Origin of the sequence: Leucobacter celer subsp. astrifaciens, assembly GCF_001273835.1 — a bacterium.
Classification (GTDB): Bacteria; Actinomycetota; Actinomycetes; order Actinomycetales; family Microbacteriaceae; genus Leucobacter; species Leucobacter celer.
In genome coordinates, this window is record NZ_JHEI01000141.1 from 21132 (window position 1) to 41929 (window position 20798).

Annotated in this window: 17 protein-coding genes; 13 read left to right on the forward strand and 4 right to left on the reverse strand. The window is 69.6% G+C overall.

The genetic code is table 11. The annotated features are described in order from the left end of the window. Positions 1-135: 135 nt before the first annotated feature. Entirely contained in the window at positions 136-1203 is a 1068-nt protein-coding gene (locus AMS65_RS13575; RefSeq protein WP_053384723.1) for an aspartate-semialdehyde dehydrogenase, read from the forward strand. A gap of 205 nt (positions 1204-1408) precedes the next feature. Here AMS65_RS13575 and AMS65_RS13580 read toward each other — a convergent pair whose 3' ends face one another. Further along, positions 1409-2347, reverse strand: coding sequence for a metallophosphoesterase (locus AMS65_RS13580; protein WP_053384724.1), 939 nt, complete (start codon positions 2345-2347; stop codon positions 1409-1411). 5 nt (positions 2348-2352) lie between these two features. Continuing rightward, the gene (locus AMS65_RS13585; RefSeq protein WP_241489453.1) at positions 2353-4917 is read right to left on the reverse strand and encodes a transglycosylase domain-containing protein; all 2565 of its coding nucleotides are present in this window, start codon (positions 4915-4917) and stop codon (positions 2353-2355) included. A 196-nt stretch (positions 4918-5113) separates the two neighbouring features. Here AMS65_RS13585 and AMS65_RS19470 point away from each other — a divergent pair, with 196 nt between their 5' ends. Together AMS65_RS19470 and AMS65_RS13590 are read left to right on the forward strand one after the other, a co-directional pair. Next, positions 5114-5281 carry a DUF4177 domain-containing protein gene (locus tag AMS65_RS19470; RefSeq protein ID WP_075201009.1) on the forward strand — a complete coding sequence of 56 codons (168 nt, stop codon included), beginning with the start codon at positions 5114-5116 and terminating at the stop codon, positions 5279-5281. A gap of 1 nt (position 5282) precedes the next feature. Next, positions 5283-5759 (forward strand): RidA family protein, encoded by a 477-nt coding sequence (locus tag AMS65_RS13590; RefSeq protein WP_053384726.1) that lies wholly within the window; start codon positions 5283-5285, stop codon positions 5757-5759. Positions 5760-5921: 162 nt separating this feature from the next. On the opposite strand, the gene acs is transcribed toward AMS65_RS13590, so the two are convergent. After that, the gene (gene acs / locus AMS65_RS13595; protein ID WP_053384727.1) at positions 5922-7910 is read right to left on the reverse strand and encodes an acetate--CoA ligase; all 1989 of its coding nucleotides are present in this window, start codon (positions 7908-7910) and stop codon (positions 5922-5924) included. Between the two features lie 220 nt (positions 7911-8130). On the opposite strand from acs, the gene AMS65_RS13600 reads away from it, so the two are divergent. From AMS65_RS13600 to AMS65_RS13640, 9 genes are all read left to right on the forward strand, one after another. Beyond that, positions 8131-9135 carry a CpaF family protein gene (locus AMS65_RS13600; RefSeq protein WP_053384728.1) on the forward strand — a complete coding sequence of 335 codons (1005 nt, stop codon included), beginning with the start codon at positions 8131-8133 and terminating at the stop codon, positions 9133-9135. 35 nt (positions 9136-9170) lie between these two features. Next, entirely contained in the window at positions 9171-10142 is a 972-nt protein-coding gene (locus AMS65_RS13605) for a type II secretion system F family protein (protein ID WP_241489454.1), read from the forward strand. Between the two features lie 167 nt (positions 10143-10309). Continuing rightward, the gene (locus AMS65_RS20375) at positions 10310-10768 is read left to right on the forward strand and encodes a DUF4244 domain-containing protein (protein WP_241489455.1); all 459 of its coding nucleotides are present in this window, start codon (positions 10310-10312) and stop codon (positions 10766-10768) included. Next, on the forward strand, positions 10746-11243 hold the full coding sequence (locus AMS65_RS20040; RefSeq protein WP_075201010.1) for a TadE/TadG family type IV pilus assembly protein: 498 nt from the start codon (positions 10746-10748) through the stop codon (positions 11241-11243). The genes AMS65_RS20375 and AMS65_RS20040 overlap by 23 nt, the downstream gene beginning before the upstream one ends. Further along, entirely contained in the window at positions 11240-12040 is an 801-nt protein-coding gene (locus AMS65_RS13620; protein WP_053384729.1) for a M23 family metallopeptidase, read from the forward strand. The genes AMS65_RS20040 and AMS65_RS13620 overlap by 4 nt, the downstream gene beginning before the upstream one ends. Before the next feature lie 171 nt (positions 12041-12211). Beyond that, positions 12212-15055, forward strand: coding sequence for a type I DNA topoisomerase (gene topA, locus AMS65_RS13625; RefSeq protein WP_053384730.1), 2844 nt, complete (start codon positions 12212-12214; stop codon positions 15053-15055). 80 nt (positions 15056-15135) lie between these two features. Next, positions 15136-15768, forward strand: a complete 633-nt coding sequence (gene tmk, locus AMS65_RS13630; protein WP_053384731.1) for a dTMP kinase — start codon at positions 15136-15138, stop codon at positions 15766-15768. A 14-nt stretch (positions 15769-15782) separates the two neighbouring features. Further along, positions 15783-16109: a hypothetical protein gene (locus tag AMS65_RS13635; protein ID WP_157502283.1), complete on the forward strand. Its 327-nt coding sequence runs from the start codon at positions 15783-15785 to the stop codon at positions 16107-16109. A 43-nt stretch (positions 16110-16152) separates the two neighbouring features. After that, positions 16153-16671, forward strand: a complete 519-nt coding sequence (locus AMS65_RS13640) for a DUF6609 family protein (RefSeq protein ID WP_053384733.1) — start codon at positions 16153-16155, stop codon at positions 16669-16671. A gap of 45 nt (positions 16672-16716) precedes the next feature. Here AMS65_RS13640 and purL read toward each other — a convergent pair whose 3' ends face one another. Continuing rightward, entirely contained in the window at positions 16717-19047 is a 2331-nt protein-coding gene (gene purL, locus AMS65_RS13645) for a phosphoribosylformylglycinamidine synthase subunit PurL (RefSeq protein WP_083451710.1), read from the reverse strand. A gap of 285 nt (positions 19048-19332) precedes the next feature. On the opposite strand from purL, the gene AMS65_RS13650 reads away from it, so the two are divergent. Beyond that, entirely contained in the window at positions 19333-20445 is a 1113-nt protein-coding gene (locus AMS65_RS13650) for a hypothetical protein (RefSeq protein WP_053384734.1), read from the forward strand. The last annotated feature ends 353 nt before the right edge of the window (positions 20446-20798 follow it).

A 20798-nucleotide genomic window follows, 5' to 3' on the forward strand; every position in this document is an offset into this window, starting at 1 on the left:
TGCGACCGGCAGCGGAACGCAGAGTCTCCCACTCACCTGGCTCCTGCGGCTTGCTCCGCTCGCGCAGGACGACAGGAACAGATTGCATCCTGCGGCTTCGCGCAGGATGACAGGAACAGAACAGGATCCCGGACCATGGCAGAACAGCAGGGTTTCAACGTCGCCGTCGTCGGCGCTACCGGTCAGGTCGGCGCCGTGATGCGCCGTCTGCTCGACGAGCGGGACTTCCCGATCAAGAGCCTCCGTTTCCTCTCGAGCGCGCGCTCGGCGGGCACGCAGCTCGAATTCCGCGGCGAGCAGATCACCGTCGAGGACGTCGCCACCGCGGACAAGAGCGGCATCGACATCGCGCTCTTCTCGGCCGGAGGCTCCGCCTCGAAGCAGTACGCGCCGCAGTTCGCCGAGGCGGGCGCGATCGTCATCGACAACTCGAGCGCGTGGCGCCTCGACCCCGAGGTGCCCCTCGTAGTGAGCGAGGTCAACCCGCACGCCATCGACGGTGTGGTGGCAGCCGGTCGCGGCATCATCGCCAACCCCAACTGCACCACCATGGCGGCCATGCCGGTGATGAAGGCGCTCGACGCCGAGGCCGGTCTGGAGCGTCTCGTCGTCACCACCTTCCAGGCGGTGTCGGGCTCAGGCCTCGTCGGCGCGCGGGAGCTCGCGGGTCAGGCCGTGGCCGCGGTCGAGGCCGGCGGCATCGAGCAGCTCGTGCACGACGGCTCGGCCATCGACTTCCCCGCGCCCCAGGTCTACACCAAGACCATCGCCTTCGACGTGCTGCCGCTCGCCGGCTCGATCGTCGATGACGGCGAGGGGGAGACCGACGAGGAGAAGAAGCTGCGCAACGAGAGCCGCAAGATCCTCGAGCTGCCCGAGCTGCGCGTCGCAGGCACCTGCGTGCGCGTGCCGGTGTTCACCGGTCACTCGCTCTCGATCAACGCCGAGTTCGCCCGCCCCGTCTCCGCAGATCGGGCGCGCGAGGTGCTGGCTGAGGCGCCCGGCGTCGAGCTGAGCGACGTGCCCACCCCGCTCGAAGCCGCAGGCAAGGATCCCTCGTTCGTCGGCCGCATCCGCGAGGATCAGTCGGCCCCCGAGGGGCGCGGTCTCGTGCTCTTCATCTCGAACGACAACCTGCGCAAGGGCGCGGCGCTCAACGCCGTGCAGATCGCCGAGGTGGTCGCCGCCAAGCTCGCGGCGTAGCATCCTGCGACGAAGGGGAGCGGCCCGCAGGGTCGCTCCCCTTCGTCGTGCGTAGAGCGAGGCAGGCTGGACGGCGTGGTCGCAGGGGAGCAGCGGCAGCCGATTCCGCACGCGAAGCCTGGCTGGGTCTGGCAGCTTCGGTCAGTGCGAAGCACCGTCCGGAGCCGGAAGGCTTCGCGTGCGGAATCGGCTGCCGCTGCGCAGACTACCGCGCGGCTTCCAGCGTGATGAGCGAGGCTTCGGGGCGGCACGCGAAGCGCACCGGCGCGTAGATCGAGTTGCCGAGGCCGGCGCTCACGTTGAGGAACGCCGCCCGGTGGGCGTCGTACCAGACGCTCAGGCCACGCGCCTGCGCGGTGGGAAGGTCGCAGTTCGCGGTGAGCGCGCCCACGCCAGGTACACGCACCTGCCCGCCGTGGGTGTGGCCCGCGAGGATCAACTGAGCCCCGTCGTCGAGCAGCTCGCCCAGCGCCTCCTGATAGGGAGCGTGCACCACGCCCAGGCGCAGCGGAGGCTCTTCCGGGCCGTCCACGCCGTCCTCGGCGTACAGCGCCGCCAGTTCGGCGCGCATGGCGCTCGCGTCGTCGTAGCGGATGTGCGGGTCGTTCAGGCCCAGCAGTTCGATCCGGGTGCCGCGCAGTTCGAGGCGGGCGGCCGAGTTGTTGAGGTCGATCGCCCCGAGGCCCTCGAGTCCCGCGGTGAGGGCTTCGGTGTCTATGTCCGGCACCCGGGTGCTCAGGCGGCTGGGGGCCATGAGGTACTTGAACGGGTTCTTCAGGATCGGCCCGTAGTAGTCGTTGGAGCCGTGGACGAAGACGGTGGGGGCGATCTCGGCCAGCGGAGCCAGCGCGCGCAGCAGCATCGGGCGGGCCTGGAGGTGTCCCAGTAGGTCACCGGTCAGCACGACGAGATCGGGTCGCAGCTCGGCGAGCGATCGTACCCAGTCGATCTTGCGGGCTTGCCAGGGGGCGAGGTGCAGATCGGAGAGCTGCAGTACGCGAATCGGCTCGGCGCCCTCCGCGAGTAGCGGGAGCGTGTGCCGACGCACGGTGAACAGCCGGCGCTCGATGACGGTGGACCAGAGGAGGATGCCCGCCGCGGTCAGCCCGAGGGCTGCCGCGGCGGGTCGCGATGAGCGCTGCATGGGGCTCAGTCGTCGTCCTCGTTGTTGCCGCAGTTCAGCGTCAGCGTGATCACGCTGCTGGTGCGCGCCTCTGTGCCGCTGCCGGGGCTCACGGAGGTGACCTTGTCCCGTCTCGGGTCCGGCTTTCCGCTGCCATCGCAGGTGAAGTCGACGTGCGAGAAGCCCGCGCTCTTGAGTGCCGATTCCGCTTCCCGGCCGGTCGAGCCCACGAGGCCGCCCGGCACCTCCGTCGCCCTGCCGTTGCTGCGATAGATGGTGACGAGGGAGCCGAGACCGATCGACGCGCCGCCATCCGGATCGCTCTTGGCGATCATGCCCTTCGCCACCGAGGAGTCGACCTCGCCGCCGTCCGAGACGTCGAAGCCGACCTGCGTGAGCATGGAGACGGCCTCATCGAAGGACTTGCCCTTCACGTCGGGCACGGTCACCATGGTCTGCCGGATCGAGGTGGCCGAGGGCTCGGGGAAGGCCGTGCCGCCGTACTTCTGATCGGCGACGTTCATCATAGCGGGCCAGATGCGTGCGTCGGCGGTCATGAGGTCGCCGAACAGTTTGGTGGAGACGCGACCCATCGTGCCGTCCCACAGCTTCACGGGTTCGGCGTTGCCGACCCAGGTCGCCGTTGCGACGGTGGTGCTGGCACCCGCGGTCCAGTTGTCGACCACGTCGTCCGTGGTACCGGTCTTCGCGAGGTGAGGCACACCAGCGGCCGACCGCGCATGGCTCGCGAGTCCGTTGTTCACCGTGTACTCGAGTGCGTAAGCGACACCCGCGGCTACCTCGGGAGCGACACCCTCGGTGCACTTGCTCTTGGTGAAGGGCACCTGCTCGCCGTCGGGCCCGAGGATCTTCTCGATCGGCACGGGCGTGCAGACGGTGCCGTCGCCGGCGAACGCCGCGTAGGCCGAGGCGACCGTGATGGGCGCGATCTCGTCGATGCCGCCGTAGACGTTCGACGGCACCATGGAGAGGTCGCGGACGTTCCCGTTGAGCGTGGGCACCGTCGGGGTCACGCCGTCGTCCTGCGTCGGCAGATCCGAGGCGCGGTGCAGGCCGAGCTTCTGCGCGGTGGCGAAGGTGTCGCAGAGGTCCATGCGCTGCTGCATCGACACGAGGCCGCCGTTCACCGAGTTCGCGATGGCGGTGAGCACGGGCTGGTTGCCCCGCGTGCCCTCGTTGTCATTCGTGAAGGGGAAGGAGCCGAAGCCGTAGACGCCGTCCGGCAGACAACCGGCGCGGATCGAGTTCTCCTGCACGGTGCGGCTGTTGACGTTCACGATGTCGCGCACCGAATGGCCGGTGCGGATCCACTCCGCGAGGGTGATCGGCTTGAATGTCGAGCCGATCTGGAACCCGCTCGATCCGCCGTACTCGAAGTCGGTGTTGTAGTTGATGTTCGTGTATTCCGGGTTGGAATCGAGGAAGTCCTGCGCGTTGTTGAATGGCCGGTTCTGCACCATCGCGAGCACCTTGCCGGTGCCGACCCCGACGCTGACGCTGGCGCCGCCCACCTTGATGCCGTCCATGATCGCGGGCACGTTGCCGTGCATCGCCTCGAGGCCCGCCCGCTGCATGTCGAGGTCGATCGTGGTGTAGATCTGGTAGCCGCCGCGGGCGAAGTTGAAGGCGCGCTCCTCCTCGTCCTCGCCGAAGTTCGGATCCTGCTTGATGAACCGCTGCACGTAGTCGCAGAAGTGGCCGAGCCCGTAGGTCTTCTCGGCGAGGAAGCAGCCCTGCTCGCGCGGGGTGATCCTCGGCTCGACCGGGGTGTTGACGGCCTCCTCGTGCTGGGCCGCGGTGATCTTGCCGTGCCGCAGCATGCTGTCGAGGATCTTGTTGCGGCGCTCCTCGTTGGCGGCGAGGTTCTCCTCGACGTCGAGCTGGTACAGGGAGGGGTTGTTGACGATGGCCACGAGGCTGGCGGCCTCTGCGAGCGTCAGCTTCTTCGCCGACGTGCTGTAGTAGTACTGGGCAGCCGACTCGATGCCGTAGATCTGCCGGCCGAAGAGCGCGATGTTGAGGTAGCCGAGCAGGATCTCGTCCTTCGGGTACTTCTTCTCGATGCTGATGGCGTAGCGCATCTCCTGGAGCTTGCGCTCCATGTTCTGCTCCATCGCCTTGTCGTAGGCCTGCTTCTGCTCCTCCGGGTCGGAGATCGAGTACGCCTCCTGGATGAGCACATTGCGCACGTACTGCATGGTGATGGTCGAGGCGCCCGACAGGTTCTGCCCGGCTGCGTTCTGCAGTACCGCGCGCCCGCTCGCCAACACGTCGACGCCGCCGTGGGTGTAGAAGCGCGGATCCTCCTCGGACACCGCAGCGTCCTTCACGAACTGGGAGATCTCGTCCCAGCCCACCGTCTCCCGATCCTGCTCGTAGAACTCCGCGATCTTGTGGGTCGTGCCGTCCGCTTCCGTCGCGAAGAGCGTCGACGGCTCGGCGAGGCGCCCCGGGTTCAGGTGGTTCGGGAGCTTCTCGAAGATGCCGATCGCCGAGGACGTGGAGATGCCGCTCAGGGCGACCACTGGAGTGACCGCGGCGGTGACGAGCACGCCCGCGATGACGCTCATTGCAATGGCTCCGATGATGCCTCCGAGGGCACCGCCCGCGCTGCGCGGCTTGAATGAGCGCACACGCGAGGACTGTGATGTCTGACGGGTCATAGAATCAAGGGTAAGCGACGTTGCTGACAAAACCACGAAGCGGGTGCGCCCGCGGGCCTCGTCGCCCATACCATCGCCACCGACCACCGAGGGAGACCCGTACGTGAGTGATACGACCGAAGCCCCGCGCTGGGAGTACTTCGTGACGCCGCTGCTGCTGCACAACGAGGCCCAGATCCTGAACAACTGGGGGGCACAGGGCTGGGAGCTCGTGCAGATCATCGAGGGCCCGGCCGGTGGGAACGTCGCATACCTGAAGAGGAAGGCCTGATATGGCGTCAGTAATCGAGGAACGGCTGAGCGAACTCGGCTTCGAGGTTCCCGAGGTGGCCGCGGCCGTCGCGGCGTACGTGCCGGCGATGCGCGACGGCGACTACGTCTACACCGCCGGGCAGCTGCCCTTCGTCGACGGGGCGCTCCCCGCCACGGGCAAGGTGGGCGAGGGCGCGGGACTCGTCACGCCCGAGCAGGCCACCGATCTCGCTCAGCTCTGCGCCCTCAACGCGCTCGCGGCGGTGCGCGGAGTGGTCGGTTCGCTCGACAAGATCACGCAGGTGGTCAAGGTGACCGCGTTCGTCGCGTCGGATCCCTCGTTCACTGGTCAGCCGGGCGTCGCCAACGGCGCCTCGGTCTTCCTCGGTCGCGTGTTCGGCGACCTCGGCATTCACGTGCGCTCGGCCGTGGGCGTGGCGGTGCTTCCGCTCGACGCCCCCGTCGAGATCGAGTTCGTGTTCAAAGTCGAGGACTGAGGGATCACAGCGGCGCAGCCGCTTGATGCGTCAGTAGATGTCACCTAGACCGTCGCGAGGACTACTGGCGCGCGTAGCGGGGTGATGCCGGGCAGAACGCCTGAGGGGCGGATCCGCGAGTTCGGATCCGCCCCTCAGGCGTGTAGCGCTGCAGTGCCGGGACTACTGCCGCTCCTGGCGCATCCGCGCGGAGATGGTCTGCATGACGGCGGTGTCGGCGAGGGTGGTGGTATCGCCGATCTCGCGGCCCTCTGCGGCGTCCTTGAGGAGGCGGCGCATGATCTTCCCGGATCGGGTCTTGGGGAGCTCGTTCACCACGAACACCTGCCGGGGGCGGGCGATCGCGCCGATCTGAGCGGCGACGTGCTTCTTCAGCTCCTGCTCGGCGTTCTCGGGGGTGAGGATCGTCTGCTGGGACTTCAGGATCACGAACGCGACGACCGCCTGCCCGGTGGTCTCGTCGTCGGCGCCGACGACCGCCGATTCAGCGACTGCGTGGTGCTCCACGAGCGCGGATTCGATCTCCGCGGTCGAGAGGCGGTGTCCGGAGACGTTCATCACGTCGTCCACACGACCGAGCAGCCAGACGTCTCCGTCTTCATCGAGGCGGGCGCCGTCGCCGGCGAAGTACTGGTCGCCGAACTTCGCCCAGTAGGTGTCGATGAAGCGCTGGTCGTCGCCCCAGATGGTGCGCACCATCGAGGGCCAGGGGCGCTGCACCACGAGCAGGCCGCCCTGCCCGTTGCCGACCGGCTCGCCCTGCTCGTCCACGACGGTCGCGGTGATCCCGGGCTGCGGGATCTGCGCGCTGCCCGGCTTCAGGCTCGTGAGACCCGGCAGCGGGGAGATCATGATCGCGCCGGTCTCGGTCTGCCACCAGGTGTCGACGATCGGGGCGGCGCCCGCGCCGATGACCTCCCGGTACCAGCGCCACGCCTCGGGGTTGATGGGCTCGCCCACGCTGCCCAGCACCCGGATCGACGACAGGTCGTACTGCTCGGGCACCTGCCGGCCCACCTTCATGAAGGAGCGGATCGCGGTCGGCGCGGTGTAGAAGATCGTCACGCCGTATTTCTGGATGATCGACCACCAGCGGCCCCAGTCCGGGGTATCCGGGGTGCCCTCGTAGATCACCTGCGTCGCTCCGTTGGCGAGCGGCCCGTAGACGACGTAGCTGTGCCCGGTGACCCAGCCGATATCGGCGGTGCACCAGTAGACGTCGGTCTCCGGCTTCAGATCGAACACGTTGCGGTGCGTCGTCGAGGTCTGCGTGAGATATCCGCCCGAGGTGTGCAGAATGCCCTTGGGCTTGCCCGTGGTGCCCGAGGTGTAGAGGATGAACAGCGGGTTCTCGGCCGGGAACCCGTGCGCCTCATGATCCCCGTCGAACGCCGTGACCTCCTCGTGCCACCACAGATCGCGGCCCGGCTCCATCGTCACGTCATTCTTCGTGCGCTCGACCACCAGTACCTTCTGCACCGACAGCGGGCTCCCGGTCTCGAGCGCGAGCGCGTCGTCCACGGTCGGCTTGAGCGCCGAGACGCGTCCCTTGCGGTAGCCGCCGTCGGCGGTGATCACCAGTTCGGCCTGCGCGTCGTCGATGCGCGCTCGCAGGCTCTCCGCGCTGAAGCCGCCGAACACCACCGAGTGCGCCGCCCCCAGGCGGGCCACGGCGAGCATCGCGATCACCGTCTCCGGGATCATCGGCATGTAGATCGCCACCCGGTCGCCCGCGCTCACGCCCAGGCTCGTGAGCATGTTCGCGGCCCGCTTCACCTCGTGCGTCAGCTCGGCGTACGTGAGCGTGCGGGTGTCGCCCGGCTCGCCCTCGAAGTGGATGGCCGCACGGTCGCCGATCCCGGCGGCCACGTGGCGGTCCAGGCAGTTGGCCGCGACGTTCAGCTCGCCGTCGGCGAACCACTTCGCGAACGGCGGGTTCGACCAGTCGAGCACCTCGGTGAACGGCTTCGACCACTTCAGCTGCCGAGCCTGATCAGCCCAGTAGGCCTCGGGATCCTCGGCCGCACGCCAGTACACCGACGGATCGTTCACATTCGCCTGCGCGCGGAACTCGGCCGACGGCGGGTAGCTCTCCACCTCCTCACCCTGGTGCAGAGGGTGGCTTTCAATGGTCCCGTTCTGGTCAGTCATGGACGCCCTTATCCGATCGTTCGAGTGCGCGCCGTCCGCCGGCGCGGGGCCGAATCCGCGCACCGGCGAGTGGAGCAGTGCGCTATCCAGGGTATACCTTCCTCCCGGTGCGACTGATGCTTCGCTCACCGAGCGGAGAAAGACGCAGAGGGCTCGCGAGTTGTCCACATCGAGGCAACGGCGGATGCGCCGAGCACGCTCCCGTGTTTCGCTGAATCTCATGGATGCCCCATCCCTGCTGCCGGAGCGCTCTCCGCCCGAAACCCGTACGATCGGGCTCGGCCTCGCGGCTCGGCGCGCGTTCGGCGCGCTGCTCCCGCTGCTCGACGACCCGGAGCTGCGGGATCTGCTCGTCCAGGTGCGCGGCGGCGAGGGATCCCTCTGGATCGACCGGGGCGGGCGCATGCAGCCGGTGCCCGGCTGGCGCGCAGCACCCGAGGCGGTGCATCGCATGGCCACCGAGCTCATCGCGGCCGGCGGGCGTCATCTCGACGAGCTGCAGCCCTGCGCAGACGTGCGTCTGGGGGACGGGATCCGGGTGCACGCCGTGCTCCCGCCCGTCGCGGCGTCGGGTGCTGCGGTGTCCATTCGCGTACCGAGGATCTCGCCGCCCGGCCTCGACGAACTCGTGGGGGCCGGGCTGTGCGATCGCAGCATGGCCGCTGCGCTGCGCGACGCGGTGCGCGCACGACGCAACCTGCTCGTGACGGGCGGGACGGGGAGCGGCAAGACCACCGTGCTCGCGGCACTGCTCGAGCTCGCACCGGCGCACGAGCGCATCCTGGTGATCGAGGACGTGAGCGAGTTGCGGCTGCGCCACCCGCACGTGGTCTGCCTCGAGGCGCGTCAGGCGAGCGCAGAAGGAGTGGGAGAGGTGACGCTCGACCGGCTGCTGCGCGAGGCGTTGCGCATGCGCCCTGACCGTATCGTGCTGGGTGAGTGCCGAGGCGCCGAGGTCTCGACCCTGCTCGGTGCGCTGAACACCGGGCACGACGGCAGCGCGGGCACGCTGCACGCGAGTCGGCTGGACGACGTGCCCGCGAGGCTCGAGGCGCTCGGGGCCCTGGCCGGTTGGAACGCCGAGGCGCTCGCGCGTCAGGCGGTGTCCGCTTTGCACGGTGTGGTCCACCTCGCGCGCGGGAGGACCGGTCCCCGCGTCACCGCGGTCGGTCGGCTGGTCCTCACACCGGACGGGCTGCTCGGGATCGAGCGGGTGCGTCCGTGAACCGACGGAGCACGGCGAGCGGGTATCGAGATGGAGTGCCGGAGACGGTGGCGGTGGCGCGGTGGGGTGTCTTGGCGCGGTGGGGTGTCGTGACGCGGTCGCGCAGCGACCCCTCCACCGCGGGGCGGAGCGCGGCAGCGGAGAGCGCTTTGCGCTGCGCGGCTCTGCTGCGGGGAGGGGTCCCGCCGACACGGGTCTTCTCCGTGCTGGCGGAGGAGCCGCGGGCCGCGGGCTCCACGATCGAGGTCTCCGGGCGTGTGCAGCGGGGCGAGCCGGTAGCGGCCGCGATCGCGACGCTGAACGCCCCGGAGTGGCGGGTGCTGGCGGTGGCCTGGAGCCTGGCCGAGGAGAGCGGTGCTCCCCTCGCACCGGCGCTCGATCGCATCGGCGCCGCGCTGCGCGCGCTCGAGCGGTTGCGCGAGCGCCGGACGGTGCTGCTCGCGGGCCCCCGAGCCACGGTGCGGCTGGTGTCTGCGCTGCCGCCGCTCGCACTCATGCTCGGCTGGCTGCTGGGCTTCGATCCGTTCCCGGTGCTGCTGAGCCCGGTCGGCGCCGTGCTGCTGCCGGCCGGTGCCGCACTGCTGCTCGCGGGAATCGCCTGGGGGCGGGCGCTGCGTCGCCGAGTCGAGCAGACGGACCGCGTGGTCGGGATGGAACTCGAACTGGTGTGGATCGCGCTCAGTGGCGGCGCGCACCCCCATGCTGCGTCACGGCGGACGGTCGACTGCGTCGATCGATTCGGCGCCGAATGGGTGCCGTTCGACGGCTTCCTGCGCGACCGGACCCTCCGCGCCGTCATCGGATCGGCGGAGCGCACCGGGACCCCGCTCGGACCGATGCTGATCGAAGAAGCCGCCTCCGTCCGGGTTCGTGCGGAGGCGGATCTGGAACGCTCGGCCGAGCGACTGGGCGTGCGGGTACTGATCCCGCTGGGCGTCTGCGTGCTGCCGTCGTTCATCGTGCTCGGGGTGGTGCCGGTGCTCGTCTCCATGCTCGGGGGTGCCTGATTCAGGAGGAGGCGGGCGATGCGTGCCTTCGCCCACAGTCCCGGCGAACACACGCGTCCCTGCCTCTTCTCCACAGATTGCCCTGAACCGGCCGACCGGCGCCGCCCCGACCGCAGGATGGAAGGACCGGCGCACGCCGGGAGCCGTGCCCGACGGAGGGAATCCTCGTGAACATCAGACTCGAGCTCGTGTCAGACCGCGGTGCGGTGCACCCGCCGCCCGGAGCGCAAGGGCGGGCTGCCGGCGATGAGCCGGTCGCGCCGGTCAAGCAGGTCGGGCCGATCGAGCAGGTCGGGCCGATCGAGCAGGTCGATCTGATCGAGCAGGTCGGGCCGATCGAGCAGGTCGATCTGATCGAGCAGGTCGGGCCGGCCGATCCGATCGAGCCGATCGTGCCGATCGCACCCGGCAGCGAGATCGCCTTTTCGACGCCCTCGCGCCGGTGGGCGGCGACGCGCCTCCGGCGGCTGCTCGACGACGAACGCGGAGCGGTCACCGCCGAATATGCCATCGTGATCCTGGCTGCGGTGGCGTTCGCCGGGCTGCTCGTCGCGATCATGCGGTCGGAGGAGATCCGTGCGATGCTCGTGCGACTGGTCGAGAATGCGCTGGGCGCCGGCGGGTGAGAGCGGAGCGCAGCACGCGCCCGGCAGCGCGGTCGCCGGGCGTCGACGCGGGGTTCGAACGGATGACCAGGGTGCCGTCACCGCCGAGTTCGCGATCGTGATGCCGGCGATCCTCGTCGTGCTCGGTCTCACCGTCGGCGGCATCCTCATCTCCGCGCACCGCATCGCCCTGGTGTCGCTCGCGGCGCAGGTCGCACGGCTCGAGGCCCGCGGCGACGGCGATCTCGCGGCGTCCGCGTTGGCGGAGTGGAAGGCATCGTCCGTGGAGATCGGCCGCAGTCGGCACGGCGGGCTGCACTGCGTCACGCTGCGTTCCCATCCCGGTGGCGGCCTGCTTGCCGGAATCGGCATCGAGGCGCTCTCGTGCGCGGCGATCAGCGGCGAAGGGGTCGCCGACGGCGTGCCGGGAGATAGGGCGGTCGACGGGGGCTCGGTCGGTGAAGCGCCCGTCCGGAGCGAGGAGAAGGCGGGATGAGCGCCCCTGCACTGCTCGCCTGCGCGGGTGCGGCGTTCTGCCTCGCGCTGCCGGTGATCGTCGCGTCGTCTCAGATCGAAGCCGAGCATCGGGTCGCGGCGGCCGCCGACGCCGCGGCGATCGCCGCGGCCGACGCGCTCGGCGGGTGGATCGATGCGGAGCCGTGCGAGGTCGCTCACGAGGTCGTCGCCGCGCTCGAAGCGCGGCTGCTGCGCTGCCTGACCGATGCCGTGTACGCCGAGGCTCGGGTGGAGGTGGAGCTCACCGCGCCACTCGGGGTGGCCGAGGCCGCGGCTCGTGCCGGACCGGGTGCGGCCTCCGGGGTGGACGCCGCCCCGGACGGACCCGTGGGGTCGAACGGCTGGGCGTGGCCGTCCGATGCACGGGCGGTCTCGCAGGGTTTCCACGACGGATTGTCCATCGACCTGGCGGTCACGGGCGAGGGCGCGCTCTACGCGCCCTACGCCGGAGTGGTGGTGCTGGCCGGCCCCGATGGCGGTGGTGTACCCGAACCGTGTCTCGCTCAGCCGGAATGGTGGCGCGGCCCCAACTTCTCGGTCGTGATCCGTCACGAGTACCGCGAACGGGTGCTCTACAGCTCCCACAACCACGTCGCACCCGCGTCGCCGCAGCGTTTCGGCCTGACCCCCGGAAGCCGGGTGCGGGCGGGGCAGCGCGTCGCCACCGCGGGCATGAGCGGCTGCACCTCGGGCCCGCACACGCACTTCACCCTCTCGTCGAGCCCGGTGAACGCGCACCCCGACATCGACCCGTTCGCGTACATCGGGCCGCCCTGAACAGCCGCGCGGCTTGGCCCTAGTATTTACAGGAGGCACTGCGCCCCGGGCGCGGAGCAGTTCCTGCCCGATGGTGGATTCTCACACGAGAGTGTGTATCGTGTCGGTGCAGAGCGGTCGTCCGCGTTGAGGGACCCGTATCGCAGAGCTCGAAGCGAATGAAGGAGACCCGTGGCGGGTACGAAGAAACTCGTGATCGTCGAGTCGCCGACCAAGGCGAAGACGATCGGCGGTTACCTGGGAGATGATTACGAGGTCATCGCGTCGGTCGGTCATGTCCGCGACCTCGCAGAGCCCTCGGAACTGCCGAGCGACCTCAAGAAGGGACCGTTCGGCAGGTTCGCGGTCGACGTCGAGAACGACTTCGCGCCCTACTACGTGGTCAACGACAATAAGAAGAAGACCGTTGCCGAACTCAAGCGGGCCCTGAAGGGAGCGGACGAGCTCTGGCTCGCCACGGATGAGGACCGCGAGGGCGAGGCCATCGCGTGGCACCTGCTCGAGGTGCTGAAGCCCAAGGTGCCCGTGCGCCGCATGGTGTTCCACGAGATCACCAAGGAGGCGATCGAGCAGGCGAAGCAGAACACGCGCGATCTCGACATCGCGCTGGTGGATGCGCAGGAGACCCGCAGGATCCTCGACCGTCTGTACGGCTACGACATCTCACCCGTGCTCTGGCGCAAGGTCGCGCCGAAGCTGTCGGCCGGCCGGGTGCAGTCGGCGGCGACACGTCTCGTCGTCGACCGGGAGCGCGAGCGGCAGGCCTTCCGCTCCGCCGAGTACTGGGACCTGAGCGCCCGCTTCTGCCCGGCGTCCGACGCGGTCGACACGACCGCGTTCGAGGCCAAGCTGGTGCGTCTCGACTCGCAGCGCCTCGCCACCGGCGGCGACTTCGGCGACGACGGTGATCTCACGGCCAGAGCGGCGAAGGCCGGCGTGATCCGGCTCGAGCAGCAGCGAGCAGAGGCCCTCGCCGCACAGCTCTCGAGCGGCGTCTCCGCCGAGGTGCGCTCCGTCGAGACGAAGCCGCACACCCGTCGCCCCGCGGCGCCCTTCACCACCTCCACGCTGCAGCAGGAGGCCTCGCGCAAGCTGCGCTACAGCTCGCGGCAGACCATGTCGTTCGCGCAGTCGCTGTACGAGAACGGCTACATCACCTATATGCGTACCGACTCGCCCACGCTCTCGAAGCAGGCGGTCCAGGCGGCCCGCTCCCAGGCCGCGGAGCTCTACGGCGCCCAGACGCTGCCCGAGAAGCCCCGCGTCTACACGGGCAAGTCGAAAGGCGCGCAGGAGGCCCACGAGGCCATCCGCCCCGCCGGCGACACCTTCCAGCGTCCCAGCGCGCTCAAGGGAAAGCTCTCCCAGGGAGAGTACGCACTGTACGAGCTGATCTGGAAGCGCACCGTCGCCAGCCAGATGGCCGACGCCAAGGGCTCCACCGACACGGTCACCCTGGCCGTTTCCGTCTCCGAACCCGGCTCGGCGGCCCCCACCGCCGCCGAGTTCACCGCGAGCGGCACCGTCATCACGTTCCCCGGGTTCCTGCTCGCCTACGAAGAGGGACGGGACGAGAAGCGCGGCGACAGCGACAAGGCCGGTGGAGACCAGAACGTCTCGCTGCCGCAGCTCGCCTCGGGTCAGCGCCTCGGAATCGAGGATCCCGAGGCCAAGGGGCACGAGACGAGCCCCCCGCCCCGCTACACGGAGGCCAGCCTCACCAAGCGGCTCGAAGAGCTCGGTATCGGGCGCCCCTCGACCTACGCGGCGATCATCAGCACCATCATGGACCGCGGTTACGTGGCCAAGAAGGGGCAGGCGCTCGTACCGAGCTGGATCGCCTTCTCGGTGGTGCGACTGCTCGAGGAGCACTTCAGCGAACTGGTCGATTACGACTTCACCGCCGAGATGGAGAACGACCTCGACCGCATCGCGGCCGGCGAGGAGGCTCGCGGCAAATGGCTGGGAGAGTTCTACTTCGGCACCGACAGCCACCCCGGCCTGCGCGGTGTGGTTGACAACCTCGGCGAGATCGACGCACGTGCGATCAACACGATCAGGATCGACGACGAGATCTCGCTGCGCAACGGCAAGTACGGTCCGTACCTCGAGGTGTTCGATGAGAAGTGCGAGGTGGGCGATGACGGGGTGCTCAAGCCCCGCAGCGTCAACATCCCCGACGGAATGGCTCCCGACGAGCTGACGCCCGCGAAGGCTCACGAGCTCGCAGACGCCGAGCCCGCCGAGGACCGGGTGGTCGGGCTGCACCCCCTGACGGGGAAGCGCATTATCGCGAAGAACGGACGTTTCGGTCCCTACGTCACCGAGCTGCCCGACGAGGGGGAGGAACTGCCGAAGGGGCAGAAGCCTCGCACCGCGTCGCTCTTCAAGAGCATGGATCCCGCGACCATCGACCTGGATGTCGCCGTCGCCCTGCTCGACCTGCCGCGGGTGGTCGGGGTCGACCCCGAGTCGAACGCGGAGATCACGGCGCAGAACGGCCGCTACGGCCCGTACCTCAAGAAGGGCACGGACACCCGCTCGCTGCCGGGCGAGGATGCGATCTTCTCGATCGATCTCGCCGGCGCGCAGGAGCTCTTCGCGCAGCCGAAGTACGGCGCCCGGAAGGCTTCGAGCGCGCTGAAGGAGTTCGACGCGGACCCCGTGAGCGGCAAGCCGGTGCGCGTGCGCGACGGTCGCTTCGGCCCGTACGTCACCGACGGCGAGACCAACGCGACCATCCCCCGTGGCGACAGCGTCGAGGACATCACCTTCGAGCGAGCCATCGAACTGCTCGCCATCAAGCGAGCGAAGGGGCCGGCCAAGAAGAAGGCTCCCGCGCGCAAGACGGCGGCCAAGAAGGCCCCGGCCAAGAAGGCTCCGGCCAAGAAGGCCGCCGCGTCGGACGGAACCGCGAAGAAGGCGGTGGATCCCGCGCGATCCGCCGCGGCCAAGAAAGCGGCGGAGACGCGCCGAGCGAATGCCGCGAAGAAGGCCGCAGAGTCCGCCGGTTGAGCGGAGAGGGCGAAGCGAACGAAGCGCCGTGCTGAGCGTGCGCAGCGAGTCGAAGTATCGAAACCAAGGAGCGTGCGCCGATGACCGGTCTCTTCATCACCTTCGAGGGCGGTGACGGGGCGGGTAAGAGCACACAGGCCGAACTGCTCGGCGCATGGCTCGGGGAGCGCGGGCACGAAGTCGTGCGCACCCGCGAACCGGGCGGCACGCGCCTGGGGGCCGAGGTACGGCAGCTGCTGCTGCACGGGGGCGAAGCGATCGGGGACGTGGATCCCCGAGCCGAAGCCCTGCTCTACGCCGCCGACCGGGCGCAGCACGTCGCGAAGGTGGTCCGCCCGGCGCTCGAGCGCGGCGCGATCGTGGTGCAGGACCGCTACATCGACTCCTCGCTCGCCTACCAGGGGGCCGGCCGCGTGCTCGACCTCGCCGAGGTGCGCGGCATCAGCGAGTGGGCGGCCGGAGGGCTCTGGCCCGACCTCACGGTACTGCTCGACCTCGACCCGGACGCGGCCGCCGCGCGTCGACGCACTCGGGGCGGCGCGGCCGATCGCCTCGAGGCAGAAGCTGCGGAGTTCCACGCCGCCGTGAGGGGCGGCTTCCTGGCGCTCGCGCAGGAAGATCCCGATCGCTACCTCGTGCTCGACGCAGCGCAGCCTGCGGACGCCCTGAACGCGGCGATCCTCGCCCGCGTCGCCCCGCTCATCCGCAGCTGAGAATGGGTGCGAGCATGGTCGTTCCGTACTGGAGCATGCCGCAGAACCGTGTGGGGCGGCTGCTCTGGATCGCGCTGACCGCGATCCTCGTGCTCGTGTTCGCGGCCCTCGGCATCGTGCTCTTCATCCGGGTGCTCACGGGCGCCGCTGAGGCCGACAGCGCGGGCGATGCCGTATGGCAGTGGATCGTCGTGCTGCTGTGCGCGCTCGGAGCGGTCGTGTTCGGCTGGCTGCTCGCCGACGGGCTGCGCACAGTTGCGCGCGAGCACGCCGAGCGACGCCGAATCGCGGATCAGCTGGCCGCCGCCGAGGCGCGGATCCGCGGCCTGCGAGGTCCCTGACGCTGAGAGCGGTGGCCGCCGAGAGCTATGGCAGACTGACGGGATGGACGCGCAATGGCTTGCCGAGACCTTCCCCCTGATGAGAGGCGGCGGAGCGTTCCTCGTCGCCATCGGCCTCGGTATCGTCGCGGGCTCGTTCGGATCGCGGAGATGGCGCACGGTGAACCTGATCATCGGCGCCGCGGTGGGCGTGCTGATCATGTCGATCGGCGGAGCGACCAAGCTGATCTTCGCAGGGCTGCCATCGCCGGCGGTCTGGCAGTGGGTCGTTCTCGGCGTCGCGTTCCTCGTCGAGGGCTATCTCGTGAGCGTCGTAGTGAGAAGATTCCCCGATGTCGAATCGAGAGAGTTCTGGATGTGGATGCTGTTCATCGTCGGCGCCCACTTCCTGATACTCGGTGCGAGCCACGGTCCGGTCTGCGCCGTCCTCGCCATCGTCTGCATGGTCAACGCGTACATCGGGCTGAAGTCCACCTCTATCGACTTCCGCGTGTTCTGGGGGATCGACGGTGCACTGAAGGTGCTCGGCGGAGCAGCCATGATCGCGCTCAGCCTCGCCTGAACCCGGGCCGTACGGCCCCTCGGACTCAGGCGAGGCTGATCGGGATCAGCCGATCACCGCACCGAAGCGCGAGGGCAGCGTGGCCTGCGAGGCGGCGCCCAGCTCCGAGAGCGGCAGCGTGAAGCGGTCCTGCACCTCGATCGAAGCCGCGTCGCCCGAGCCGTCCGTGACGCCGATGCGCAGCACCGGGAAGTTCCGCCCCTCGCAGAGGCCGCGGAACTTCACCTCCTCCTCGTGCGGCACCGCGACCAGCGCGCGCGCCTGGGACTCCGAGAACAGCGCGGCCGTCTCGTCGACGCCGTCGCGCGAGACGATCTCGTCGATCCACACGCGGGCACCCACACCGAAGCGGAGCGCGCCGTCGGTGAGCGCCTGCGCGAGGCCGCCCTCGGAGAGATCGACCGCACCCGAGAGCAGGCCGTTCTGCGCGGCGGCGTGCAGCAACTCGGCCAGGGCGCGCTCGGCGTCGAGGTCGGCCACCGGCGGCGTGCCGCCGAGGTGGTCGTGCACGGTGCCGGCCCAGGCCGAGCCGTCGAGCTCGTCGCGGGTGGTGCCGAGCAGGTAGAGGTGCTCGCCCTCGTCCTGCCAGCCGCTCGGCACGCGGCGCGCCACGTCGTCGATGATGCCGAGCACACCCACCACCGGGGTGGGGTGGATCGGGGTGTCGCCGGTCTGGTTGTAGAGCGAGACGTTGCCGCCCGTCACGGGCACCTCGAGCGCGAGGCAGGCGTCCGAGAGGCCCTCGACCGCGCGCGAGAACTGCCACATGACCTCGGGGTTCTCGGGGCTGCCGAAGTTGAGGCAGTCGGTGACCGCGGTGGGCACGGCGCCCGAGGTGGCGACGTTGCGGTACGCCTCGGCGAGCGCCAGCTGCGATCCGACATAGGGATCCAGCTGGCAGTAGCGGCCGTTGGCGTCGGTGGCGATGGAGACGCCGAGGCCCGACTCCTCATCGACGCGGATCATGCCCGCTCCGTCGGGGAAGGAGAGTGCGGTGTTGCCGAGCACGTACTTGTCGTACTGGTTGGTGACCCACGACACGTCGGCCTGGTTGGGCGACGCGGCGACCGCGATCAGCTGCGCGCGCAGCTCCTCGCCCGACGCCGCACGGGCGAGGCCCGCGGCGCGCACGCCGTTCGCCTGCAGCGCGTCGATCCACGCCGGGTAGGCCACGGGCCGCTCGTACACGGGGCCGTCGACGGCCACCGTCGAGGGATCCACGTTGACGATCTCCTCGCCCCGCCAGTTGATGACGAGGCGGCCGGTGTCGGTGACCTCGCCGAGCACGCTCGTCTCGACGTCCCACTTCTTCGTGACCTCGAGGAACGCGTCCAGCTTCTCGGGTGCCACGACCGCCATCATGCGCTCCTGGCTCTCCGACATGAGGATCTCCTCGGCGGTGAGTGACGGATCCCGCAGCAGCACGCTGTCGAGTTCGATGAACATGCCGCCGTCGCCGTTGGCCGCGAGCTCGGAGGTGGCGCAGGAGATACCGGCCGCGCCGAGATCCTGGATGCCCTCGACGAGCTCGCCGCGGAACAGCTCGAGGCAGCACTCGATGAGCACTTTCTCGGCGAAGGGATCGCCCACCTGCACGGCCGGCCGCTTGGTTGGGCCGCCCTCGCTGAAGCTGTCGGAGGCGAGGATCGACGCGCCGCCGATGCCGTCGCCGCCCGTGCGCGCGCCGAAGAGCACGACCTTGTTGCCGGTGCCCGAGGCGTTGGCGAGGTGCAGATCCTCGTGGCGCAGCACACCGACGCCGAGCGCGTTGACGAGCGGGTTCTGCTGGTAGACGCCGTCGAAGACCGTCTCGCCGCCGAGGTTGGGCAGGCCGAGGCAGTTGGCGTAGGAGCTGATGCCCGCGACCACGCCGTGCACGACACGAGCGGTGTCCGGGTCGTCGATGTCGCCGAAGCGGAGCTGATCCATGACGGCGACGGGGCGCGCGCCCATCGAGATGATGTCGCGGATGATGCCGCCCACGCCGGTCGCGGCGCCCTGGAACGGCTCGATGTACGAGGGGTGGTTGTGGCTCTCCACCTTGAAGGTGACGGCCCAGCCCTCGCCGATGTCGATCACACCCGCGTTCTCGCCCATGCCGACGAGCAGGCGCTCCTTCATCTTGTCGTTGACCTTCTTGCCGAACTGGCGCAGGTAGATCTTCGATGACTTGTACGAGCAGTGCTCGGACCACATCACTGAGTACATCGCGAGCTCGCCCGAGGTGGGGCGGCGGCCGAGGATCTCGCGGATCTGCTCGTACTCGTCGGGCTTCAGTCCGAGCGCACCGTACGGCTGCTCCTTGTCGGGCGTCGCGATGGCATCGGCGACGGTGTCGGGGCGGGGGCCGGCAGGGATTGCGTCGGTGTCAGTCACGCTCGATGTGCTCCGTGGATCGGGTTCGGAACCGGCGGCGGGGCGCGCCGGACGTACGGTCTCCAGTCTACGCGCTCGCCGTCGCACCCGCGGCCTGCGCCGGGAGCGGTGCCCGCGGCGGTCGACCCGGCGAATGGGAGCCTCTTTCTGCCGCCTCCACCGGTGACGAAGCAGGAGAAGGTGACCGCCGGATCCGGAGAATCCGGGAGTCGGGCGGAGTCCGCGGCAGGATCCGCAGCACTGGCCGGGTAGCGATTCTCAGACGAACACGGAAGACTGTGAAGCATGAGCGATCCGAACACGAACGCACCCGGCCCGCAGTCCTCGGTACCCGCGAGCGCCCCGGAGCCCGCGCGAGAAGCTTCGCCGCAGGGCGGCCAGCCGGAGGCCTTCTCCTGGCAGCAGGGCCAGAAGCCGGGCGCGGGGGCGCCGCCGGCTCAGCCCACTCACCCGGGACCCGCGGCGAAGCCGAAGCGGGAGAAGGCGCCGAAGCCCGACGGATCGGCGCCGCAGCTCTCCACGTTCCTCAAGGTCAGCATCGTGCTGCTCGCCGGGCTCACGATCGCCTCGATCTCGCTGCTCTTCATCGGCGACTTCGAGGGCAAGTTCGAGCGGGTGTTCTCGACCTTTGCGCTGTTCGCGGTGTTCGTGCTCTTCACCGCGTTCGACACGCGTCGGGGGCAGAAGTCGGAGTGGTACGCGCCCGTGGCGCTCATCGCCAACGCCTACATCCTCGGTCTGCTGCTCATCGTGATCTGGATGACCCCGTACGACTCCTTCAGCCTCATCTGGGAGATCTTCTGGAAGTCGGTGCTCGTGATCGTCGTCACGCGGCTCGTGATCCTCTGCTGCCAGCTGCTGCTGCAGGCGGGGAACCGACTGCCCGCGGTGGTCACCCGCTTCGCGTTCGTCACGAGTGTGCTCGCGGTGCTGTCCGGGATTCTCTTCACCGCGCCGGTGGGCATCGAGGCCTTCGACCTCCACGTGCCCGATCTCTACTGGAAGATCGCGACCGCGTTGCTGATCCTCACCGCTCTCGGACTGTCGATCACGCTGCTGCTGCGCTGGTCGTACGGCGCGGATGCGCGAGAGGCTGCACGCGCTGCGGCACCCGCGGCACCGGCGGCGCCCGCGGCACCGCAGCCGTACCTGCAGGGCGGCGCCCAGCCGCTTGCTCAGGCTCCGCAGCAGGCACCCCAGCAGCCGCAGCAGGCTCCCCAGGCGCCCGAGGTGCAGCAGGCGCAGGTCCAGCAGCAGCCCCAGGCACAGCAGGCCTCGCAGCCGGCGCAGCCGCTGCTGCCGTGGCCGACCTTCCCCGACGGCCGCCCGCTGCCCGCGCGCCCCGACGGGCAACCCGACTTCTCGGCGCTGGGCCCCGTGCAGCCCGGACAGCGCTAGCGGCGACCCCGGGGCGGGGCGCGCAGCGGCGTTCGATGGCGTCGGGGAGCGGGATCGCGCCCGGGCGCCCGGGGTCCCCTCGACTCAAGCGGTGGCGGGGCTGCTGCGTGCGCTGCGGTCCGCCCTACGGGTGCCGGCGGGGCGTTTGATCCCTCGCTCCGCCGCACGCCGCTCCGCCGCACGCCGCTCAGCCGTTCCGCTCGGGTCGACGGGACCGAAACGCCGATCCCATCGGGAGCTTCAGGGTCATGGTTTGATCATCGGATGAAGATAAGCATAGGCTTATTTGAGTGACTCGGGGGATCGCGGCAGCGGGGTCCAACGGGTCTGATCGCGCCGGTGCACTTGTGCGC

Bases quoted from the DNA above. Each gene is read 5' to 3' on its own strand.
- AMS65_RS13575 (WP_053384723.1), top strand. From the start codon at position 136: ATGGCAGAACAGCAGGGTTTCAACGTCGCCGTCGTCGGCGCTACCGGT.
- AMS65_RS13580 (WP_053384724.1), bottom strand. From the start codon at position 2,347: ATGCAGCGCTCATCGCGACCCGCCGCGGCAGCCCTCGGGCTGACCGCG.
- AMS65_RS13585 (WP_241489453.1), bottom strand. From the start codon at position 4,917: ATGAGCGTCATCGCGGGCGTGCTCGTCACCGCCGCGGTCACTCCAGTG.
- AMS65_RS13590 (WP_053384726.1), top strand. From the start codon at position 5,283: ATGGCGTCAGTAATCGAGGAACGGCTGAGCGAACTCGGCTTCGAGGTT.
- acs (WP_053384727.1), bottom strand. From the start codon at position 7,910: ATGACTGACCAGAACGGGACCATTGAAAGCCACCCTCTGCACCAGGGT.
- AMS65_RS13600 (WP_053384728.1), top strand. From the start codon at position 8,131: ATGGATGCCCCATCCCTGCTGCCGGAGCGCTCTCCGCCCGAAACCCGT.
- AMS65_RS20040 (WP_075201010.1), top strand. From the start codon at position 10,746: ATGCGCTGGGCGCCGGCGGGTGAGAGCGGAGCGCAGCACGCGCCCGGC.
- AMS65_RS13620 (WP_053384729.1), top strand. From the start codon at position 11,240: ATGAGCGCCCCTGCACTGCTCGCCTGCGCGGGTGCGGCGTTCTGCCTC.
- tmk (WP_053384731.1), top strand. From the start codon at position 15,136: ATGACCGGTCTCTTCATCACCTTCGAGGGCGGTGACGGGGCGGGTAAG.
- AMS65_RS13635 (WP_157502283.1), top strand. From the start codon at position 15,783: ATGGTCGTTCCGTACTGGAGCATGCCGCAGAACCGTGTGGGGCGGCTG.
- AMS65_RS13640 (WP_053384733.1), top strand. From the start codon at position 16,153: ATGGACGCGCAATGGCTTGCCGAGACCTTCCCCCTGATGAGAGGCGGC.
- AMS65_RS13650 (WP_053384734.1), top strand. From the start codon at position 19,333: ATGAGCGATCCGAACACGAACGCACCCGGCCCGCAGTCCTCGGTACCC.